A 7,958-nucleotide genomic window follows, 5' to 3' on the forward strand; every position below is an offset into this window, starting at 1 on the left:
GGCGTCATCCAACTTGTCATCTGGGGTAACAAAGTGACGTGCGGGGTAGATATTCAATGCGTTTAGACTGGTGATAATCTCGCCTGTAACCGGGTCAATGTAGCGAATCGCGTCAATTTCATCCCCAAAGAATTCTACCCGAATAATCCGGTCTTCGTAGGCAGGGCCAATTTCCACGACATCGCCCTTCACCCGGAACCGTCCCCGTCCCATCTCTAAATCATTGCGCGAATACTGCACCGAAGCTAAGTCTCGCAATAACTGGCGTTGGTCAATTTCCTTCCCCACTCCTATAGGAATCGCAGCCTTCAGGTATTCTGAGGGAATGCCCAAGCCATAGATGCAGCTAATTGACGCTACCACAATCACATCCCGACGCTCAAACAGCGATCGCGTCGCTGAGTGCCGCAGCATATCAATCTCATCATTAATCGCTGCACTCTTCTCTATATAGGTATCGGTGACGGGGATATACGCTTCAGGCTGGTAGTAGTCGTAGTAGGAAACGAAGTACTCTACAGCATTATGGGGAAAGAACTCCCGCAACTCATTACATAACTGAGCTGCTAAGGTCTTGTTATGAGCGAGAACGAGGGTTGGTTTACCGATTTTGTCAATTACGCTGGCGGCGGTGTAGGTTTTGCCGGTTCCCGTCGCGCCAAGTAAGGTTTGGAAGCGATGATCCCCTTGGAGGTAGGAAGTGAGTTGTGCGATCGCGTGGGGTTGGTCACCCGTCGGTTGAAAGGGGGCTTGGATTTGAAAGTGCGACATAGGAGTGAAGATTGTTGCTGCCTCTATCTACTATGCTAAGCAATGCTAAGCAATGCTAAGCAATCCAACTTTCCTCCAGGGACAGCTGACGCAATGATGCCTTAGAGCAGATTACTGACTAGTGCACCCAGGCAGACATAACTGACCAGTAAAAATCTCTTCATTTCCCCATCTCCCCGTCACTTCGTCAAGATGGTCACCAAATTCTGCCGCCCTGCACTAGAGTCTCTCTAGACGCGGATGGACTCTCTTGTTAATTGTGTAAAGGATGCCTTAATCATCATAAAATCAAAATCCTAATAATTTTCCTACAAATATGGAAAAGCGTACTTGAATCTTGAAGTTTTCCCTAGACAGCTTTTAAGTCTCAAAACACCCTTAGAAAGGGTAGTGAAACTTGAGGCAACACTAACCTAAGCGCAACATTACTTTAGGATAAGCTCACTTGAATAGGTCACCCTCATGACAGAACCCTCAGACTTTGAAACTCCTCTCGGACAAGCCACATCAAAAAGTTCATTCCCCACAATCCTTTTGATTATTGGAGGCTTAGGTTGCGGTTGTTTTGGTCTCATCATCATCCTGGGAATTGTTTCCGCCATTGCTTTGCCCAGTCTTCTGGGGCAAGTCAATAAAGCTAAACAAGCAGAAGCCAAGCAGAACGTTGGTGCAATGCTAAGAGCGCAGCAAGCCTACCAACTAGAGAAAAGAACATTTAGCAAATCGATTGAAGACTTAGGGGTTAATGTAATACCAGAAACCGAGAACTATCACTATCAGATTGTGCCTCAGGCGGGGAACAAAAGCGTCATGATTACGGCTCAAGCTAAGAAGCCAGCATTGAAGAGCTATACTGGCGCTGTCTTTACTATTAAAAAAGGTCAGGATGTGGTTACAGTTACAGGAATTTGCGAAACGACTACTTCCTCGACAACTCCTCCAGCGATGCCGAAGTTTACGGGGAATGAATCCAGCCCCGTTGAATGCCCGTCTGGTTCTTCCCACCTATGAATTAAAAATTTGTAAGACCAACTGTCTTGAGTGTCAAGTATGCTCGCGGACTGGAGGAAGCGATCGCACGTTTTTTAAACAGCAGCGGAGTACAAGAAGCGATCGCTCAATTCCGACTCAATAGCGTCACTAACCTGGATATCCCTCAAGTCAACCCCATAAAGTTTTGTTCCTCTCAGGTTTGCGCCCGTCAATTCTGCTTTTTTCAAAGTTGCCCAGGTCAGGTTAGCATCCTCTAGAGATGCTCTCATAAGTTTGGCTCCGGTTAAGTCTGCCCCTTGCAGATTCACCCGATCTAGCTGCGCTTCGGTTAAATTAGCCGCTGCCAAGTTAGCGCCTTCTAGCGTCGCACCAGTTAATTTCGCTTTCCTGAGGTTAACGCCTTCTAAATTAAACCCACCTAGGTCTAATCCCTTTAACCAGGCTCTACTCAAGTTGGTAAAATTTAAAGAAGAGCCATATAGCTTTGCGCCAATTAGTCTCGCCTCGGATAAATTCGCCCATTTGAAGTTGACACCCATAAGATTGGCATCTCGCAGATTGACTCTTTCCAACTGCGCTGCGCAGAGATTTGCTCCCCACAAGTTTGCACCTCTGAGGTTAGCACCGATCAGATCTGCGCCACTCAGTTTTGCCCCTGGCAGTAGCGACTTCACCATAAAACAGCCGCTGAGGTTTGCTTTTGTGAGATCTGTTTCTAGCAGTTTGGCTTCACTCAGTTTGGCAAAACTGAGATTGGCCCAGTTCATCTGAGCCCCACTCAGGTCTGACTTGATTAAAAAAGATTTAGTCAAATTAGCCCCTCTCAGATTAGCACCTTTAAGGTTGACTCCCATTAAAATGATTCCTCTCAAGTCAGCTCCGCAAAGGTCAGCACCTGCAAAGTCTCTATGTCCCTGATCGTAAAGCCGGAGAAGTTTTCTAAGATTCATGGCAGATACTCCAATAAATATTGGTCTTTTGGAATCCTTCATAATTTTAAATGACTAACTTTAGATTGTCGCCCAATTCAGAATTTAGTACACGTATTTTAAAGTGTTTATTATTCAAGTTGTTTACTCAGTGTAACAATGTATGAGTAAACTTATTCTGCTGTAACCTTTATTTTTTAGCGAGCTGTGTTTTTTAAGTATAAAGACTCAATAAACAGGTTTTCCTTAAAATAAGCTCTGTCAAGCTTAAAGAAACATTGTCCAAAAGCTTAATTCTCTCATCACATTCAGGTAACGGAAATCTATTGATGTAACGTCTGAACCTATTCTGATTGCTTCATAAGCAGAATTTTTTTAACAATTTAGCCTTCAAATATCTATAGATATATTTAGGAAAACTCGTGCTATGAGATGTTGAGTTAAATAATGCCTAATCGTCTCTCTGGAGCCTCTGATCAGAAAATCACTCGAAATACACTGAAATACAGTAATCAATACTCCAGATAGTTTTCTTCGAGAGGCTGGAGAGTTTGAACTTTGCTGAGTGCTTGCAACCTGTAACCTTTATGCTTTGGTATATCAGTGTCTTGTATGGAAATTTGGCTTGGACTATTGTGTAATACTGTATGGTACGATTCCTATTTTGATGCCCTAGTTTGCCTGTTCTGTTGTCTCATCTCCTCACCCTCATCTCCAGTTGCTCCATTCCTGCGAGTTCCCAGTTCCTAGCTCCCAGTCTCCCTGGATTAGCCCTTTACAATTATTTAAAGTTTATTTGACGGTTGATTGTGATACGTTGATACAGCTCTCGAACAGTGGAGTTGTTCAGCAAGCCCTAAATTGGACTTTCAACACGAGTGCGCTGGCTTAATTCCGGGTAATGTAGGGTTCGCTGCGGTTGAAGCCGCTAAGGCGGATTGGGGTGTTCAATCACAGAGCTAGCCCTGCGATTGACAGACAGAACGTCTCAGACTCTTTGCTAGTACGCCTTGTAGATGATTCGCGTTTGTTTTCGTCTAGAGTGTTATTTTTTCGGAATTCCAGGGAATCTTAGAAGGTAAGTCCTGTCAAAGCCAGCCAGCCACGAGAGTGCTACTTACTTAGGGTGAGGGCAAGCTCGGTTTTCGGGTTTGGCAAAATAGGGCTCAGTTCAGTTATGCTATAAGTTTATGGACATTACGACCTGGCGCAGTTCGGTTATCTCGATTAGAAGTGTCTATCTGTTCACAGCTTTCTGGGAGATTATGGAATGAAGAAGGATGTGAGAAAGACTAGCTAGTCTCAGTGAAGTCATTAGGAGTATGGATAGATGTTCGCTACCCCGAGCCAAGTAAAGAAATGTTGAACCTTTTCCCCTTTACCTCCGTCTAAACTTGTAATACTATAGGGTTAAAGCAAACTCATAATGACTCCGAGTTTCCGCTTTGAGATCCCAGCCATGAGCAGCAAGATGCTGGGGAACGCCGCAGAACTGAAAAAGAAAGACTGTCCTCAGTAGCCAGCTTCAACTCATATTCACGGTTAGATCTCCTGCTCAAGTTAGAAAAGGCAGGTGATCGTGTACATCTTTTGTCAGATGTAGTCTACCGATTCGCGTAACTATCCTCAGGGTGAGAGATCGCACAAGCTTTTGAGGTCAGAACCCGCGATCAATTTACTAATTGTTTACGGAGTTATTTCCAAAAGATGCCCACTGCTAACACGAAAACAAAAACGACCAAGCCCACGTTCTCAGCAGACATGGTTCGGACTTATCTGCATGAGATTGGTCGCGTGCCATTGCTGACCCATGAGCAAGAAATTGTCTATGGTAAGCAGGTTCAGCAAATGATGTCGCTAATGGATGCAAAAGCAGTCTTAGCTGAAAAGTTGCAACGCGAACCGACGACTAACGAGTGGACAGACCACGTCAAACAGGATGAAGCCACACTTAATAAGATTGTAAGCCAGGGAACCTGGGCCAAGCGCAAGATGATTGAAGCGAACTTGCGTCTGGTTGTGGCGATCGCCAAAAAATACCAGAAGCGTAACATGGAATTTCTGGACTTAATCCAGGAAGGTACCTTAGGCTTAGAGCGCGGTGTGGAGAAATTCGACCCCACCAAAGGCTACAAGTTTTCTACCTACGCCTACTGGTGGATTCGTCAGGCGATTACTCGTGCTATAGCTCAGCAAGCTCGTGCAATTCGCTTGCCCATCCACATCACTGAAAAGCTCAACAAAATCAAAAAAGTTCAACGGGAACTCTCTCAGAAGTTGGGTCGTAATGCCACACCAGCTGAGATAGGTGAGGAGTTGGATTTAGAGCCAGCTCAGATTCGCGAATACTTGAGTATCGCTCGTCAACCAGTCTCTCTCGACGTTCGCGTGGGAGACAATCAGGACACTGAGCTGTCTGATCTCTTGGAAGATGATGGTCAAACGCCCGTTAATTACACCACTCAGGAGTCCCTGCGCCAAGATTTGGATGACCTCTTGGCAGAACTCACCCCTCAGCAGCGGGAAGTCCTGGCACTGCGCTTTGGCTTAGAAGACGGCAACGAGCTATCTCTGGCAAAGGTCGGTCAGCGGCTCAACCTCAGCCGTGAGCGGGTACGCCAGTTAGAACACCAAGCTCTAGCACAATTGCGGCGTCGTCATGCTAACTTCCGGGAGTATATCGCTAGTTAGGGCAGATGATACTAGTCTCCCAGCCAAGGTGGTAGAAGCTTCTTGCTACCACCTATTTTTTTGTTGAGATTTGTAAAGATTTGGGGAATCTTTACTCGTGCCCTTGAAGCTACTTATTACTTCTTAGGGAAATAAGGCTGTGATTAAGAAGCAGAAGACGCCAGGAAACAGAAATGGGACAATGGGGAAGATTGATGGGACATATCTCGTGCGCCCAAGCCCCACTCTTCCCGCCAAACCAACCCGTTGGGTGAGGGAAGCTTCATCCATTTGAGGGAAGCATTGCCCTTAGTTGTTCGGTATTCTATTAGATAGAAGCTGGTCTTGTCTTGATGTCTAACATTTTCAAAGCATACAGATCAAAAACAACTGTCAGATGTGACGGTTGATAAACCGGTCAGAGGAGGAACAAAAACAAGCCTCTTTCCGGCTTATAAATATTTATAGGGATGCCAGTCCACAAAACCTAGTTTTTGCTCAATGCAGTTCTTCTGGGTGGTTTTTACTTCTACTGGGTGGACGGCTTCATAGAGACTACTTCTCGTCCAGGGTGTTTTCAAGCTTTGTTTCCAAGGAGGTAACCACGGTGATTAACCAATTAATCGGGTTTTTTTCGTCACAACGTCAGCTGCTCAAGGGTTGGGAATTGCCGGTGGCCGGGTTACTGATAACAACAGGATTGGCAATAAGTGTAGCAACTCTGAAAACGACAAGCTCTCAGCACAAGGCGCAAGCTGCCAATACCATTGCAGCTTCATCCACTGCAAAGACAGCACAGGCTCAGCTGCAAGAGCAAGCCGTTGATTCCTCCGTAGCTCCATCCCCTGTGACGGCAGAAGCACCCCAGCCGCAAGAGCAAGCCGTTGATTCCTCCGTAGCTCCATCCCCTGTGACGGCAGAAATGCCCCAATCACAAGAGCAAGCCATTGATGCTCCAGCGCTTGCAGCCCCTAAGAGTTCAGCCGTATCTAAGCCGTACAAGGCCCACAAGGGAGTTATTCATTCTCCGGCTATTTCCCCCAGAGTGACGACAGCACCTCAGCAGCAAGAGCAAGAGCAAGCGATCGATTCTCCGTCAGTTTCCTCCACCGTAACAGCAGCAGTACCCCAGTTACGAGAGCAAGCTCTTGATGCTCAGCCAGTTGCCAAGTCCTCACTCAAGTGGAATCGTAAGGCACAGGAGCGTCCTAAGCAACCCATTGCTCAAGTTCCTAAGCAAGACAGTTCGCTCCAAGACGGCACCTACCTCTATGGTCAGTCCTCACAAGCGGGAGAGATTGGAAAAGAATATATCGTATTTCAAGCGCATCAGGGCAAGGTAGTCGGCGCAATGTACATGCCGAGTTCTGAGTATGCCTGTTTTTACGGCACCCTAAATTCTAAGCAAATGAATTTGACGGTGGTCAATCCCTACAATCAAACCGCCTTTTCTCACACAATCGCCCGCGAACAGACAACTCAAGTTGCTGCCGCCGGTGGACAGATTGACCTGGAAAATACCTACGACTCGCTGACTTATCCTCACTCTATAGGGCTTGAAGGCTATCTACCGATTAATCAGGTTGGCGATAACGATAAGCAAATTCTGAATACCTGCGTGAGCAATTATCAAGCCAAAGTCTCGACTCAATAGACATTCGGTAAACGTCAACATCAATCGATAACAGAAAAGAACAACAAAAAAGGCTCTCTATTCTAGAGAGCCTTTTTAACTTTTAACTAGGGAAATAGAACTCCACTGGTTCTACTTACCCCAATAGTTCCTTTGCTTTGGTTACCACGTTATCGACGGTGAAGCCAAACTTCTCTAGGGCAACATTACCAGGAGCAGAAACGCCGAAGCGATCAATGCTAATCATTGCACCCTCATTACCCAGGTAACGGCACCAACCGAAGCTAGAAGCCGCTTCTACAGCTAAGCGCTTGGTGACGGCTTTAGGCAATACGGATTCGCGGTAAGCTTCATCCTGCTCGTCAAACAGTTCCCAACAAGGCATGGAGACGACGCGGACATTCTTGCCTTCAGCGCGTAGCTTCTGGGCGGCGTCAACACACAGATACGTTTCTCCACCGGTACCGATGAGAATAATATCGGGTGTTCCTTGGCTATCGGAGAGGATGTAAGCCCCTTTGGCAACATGATCAATACCGCTTCCGGCTAATTGCGGTAAGTTTTGCCGGGAGAATGCCATCAGAGTCGGACGGTTCTCACTCGCCGCTTGAATCGCAACTTTGTAAGCACCAGAGGTTTCGTTGCCATCAGCGGGACGAATCACCAACAGGTTGGGAATGGCGCGTAAGGAAGCAATCGTTTCGATAGGTTGGTGAGTCGGACCATCTTCGCCTAGAGCAATGGAGTCGTGAGTCATAACGTAGATGACTCCCGCTTGCGACAAGGCGGAAAGGCGAATCGCGGCCCGCATGTAGTCGGCAAATACCAGGAAGGTAGCACAGTAGGGAATCAATCCAGAACTGTGCAGGGCAATCCCGTTACAAATCGAACCCATGCCATGCTCCCGCACCCCAAAGCGCAGGTTACGGTTGGCGTACTGCCCTTTTTGGAAGTCGCCAAAT

6 protein-coding genes are annotated in these 7,958 nt (G+C 46.7%); 3 read left to right on the top strand and 3 right to left on the bottom strand.

The window, feature by feature from the left end:
• The coding region (locus V6C93_RS10330; protein ID WP_333476572.1) for a DEAD/DEAH box helicase family protein at positions 1-771 on the bottom strand (771 nt) is incomplete at its 3' end.
• 462 nt (positions 772-1,233) lie between these two features.
• On the opposite strand from V6C93_RS10330, the gene V6C93_RS10335 reads away from it, so the two are divergent.
• Entirely contained in the window at positions 1,234-1,782 is a 549-nt protein-coding gene (locus V6C93_RS10335) for a type IV pilin-like G/H family protein (protein WP_333476573.1), read from the top strand.
• Positions 1,783-1,856: 74 nt separating this feature from the next.
• On the opposite strand, the gene V6C93_RS10340 is transcribed toward V6C93_RS10335, so the two are convergent.
• Positions 1,857-2,714: a pentapeptide repeat-containing protein gene (locus tag V6C93_RS10340; protein ID WP_333476574.1), complete on the bottom strand. Its 858-nt coding sequence runs from the start codon at positions 2,712-2,714 to the stop codon at positions 1,857-1,859.
• Between the two features lie 1,686 nt (positions 2,715-4,400).
• Between V6C93_RS10340 and V6C93_RS10345 the strand changes: the two genes are divergently transcribed.
• Positions 4,401-5,384, top strand: a complete 984-nt coding sequence (locus V6C93_RS10345) for an RNA polymerase sigma factor, RpoD/SigA family (protein WP_333476575.1) — start codon at positions 4,401-4,403, stop codon at positions 5,382-5,384.
• Positions 5,385-5,970: 586 nt separating this feature from the next.
• A complete protein-coding gene (locus tag V6C93_RS10350; protein WP_333476576.1) occupies positions 5,971-7,017 on the top strand; it encodes a hypothetical protein in 1,047 nt (348 codons plus the stop codon).
• Positions 7,018-7,132: 115 nt separating this feature from the next.
• Here V6C93_RS10350 and V6C93_RS10355 read toward each other — a convergent pair.
• A partial coding sequence (locus tag V6C93_RS10355) for a transketolase-like TK C-terminal-containing protein (RefSeq protein WP_333476577.1) occupies positions 7,133-7,958 on the bottom strand: 826 nt, incomplete at its 5' end.

This window comes from Allocoleopsis sp., from assembly GCF_036703385.1.
Lineage (GTDB): Bacteria > Cyanobacteriota > Cyanobacteriia > Cyanobacteriales > Coleofasciculaceae > Allocoleopsis.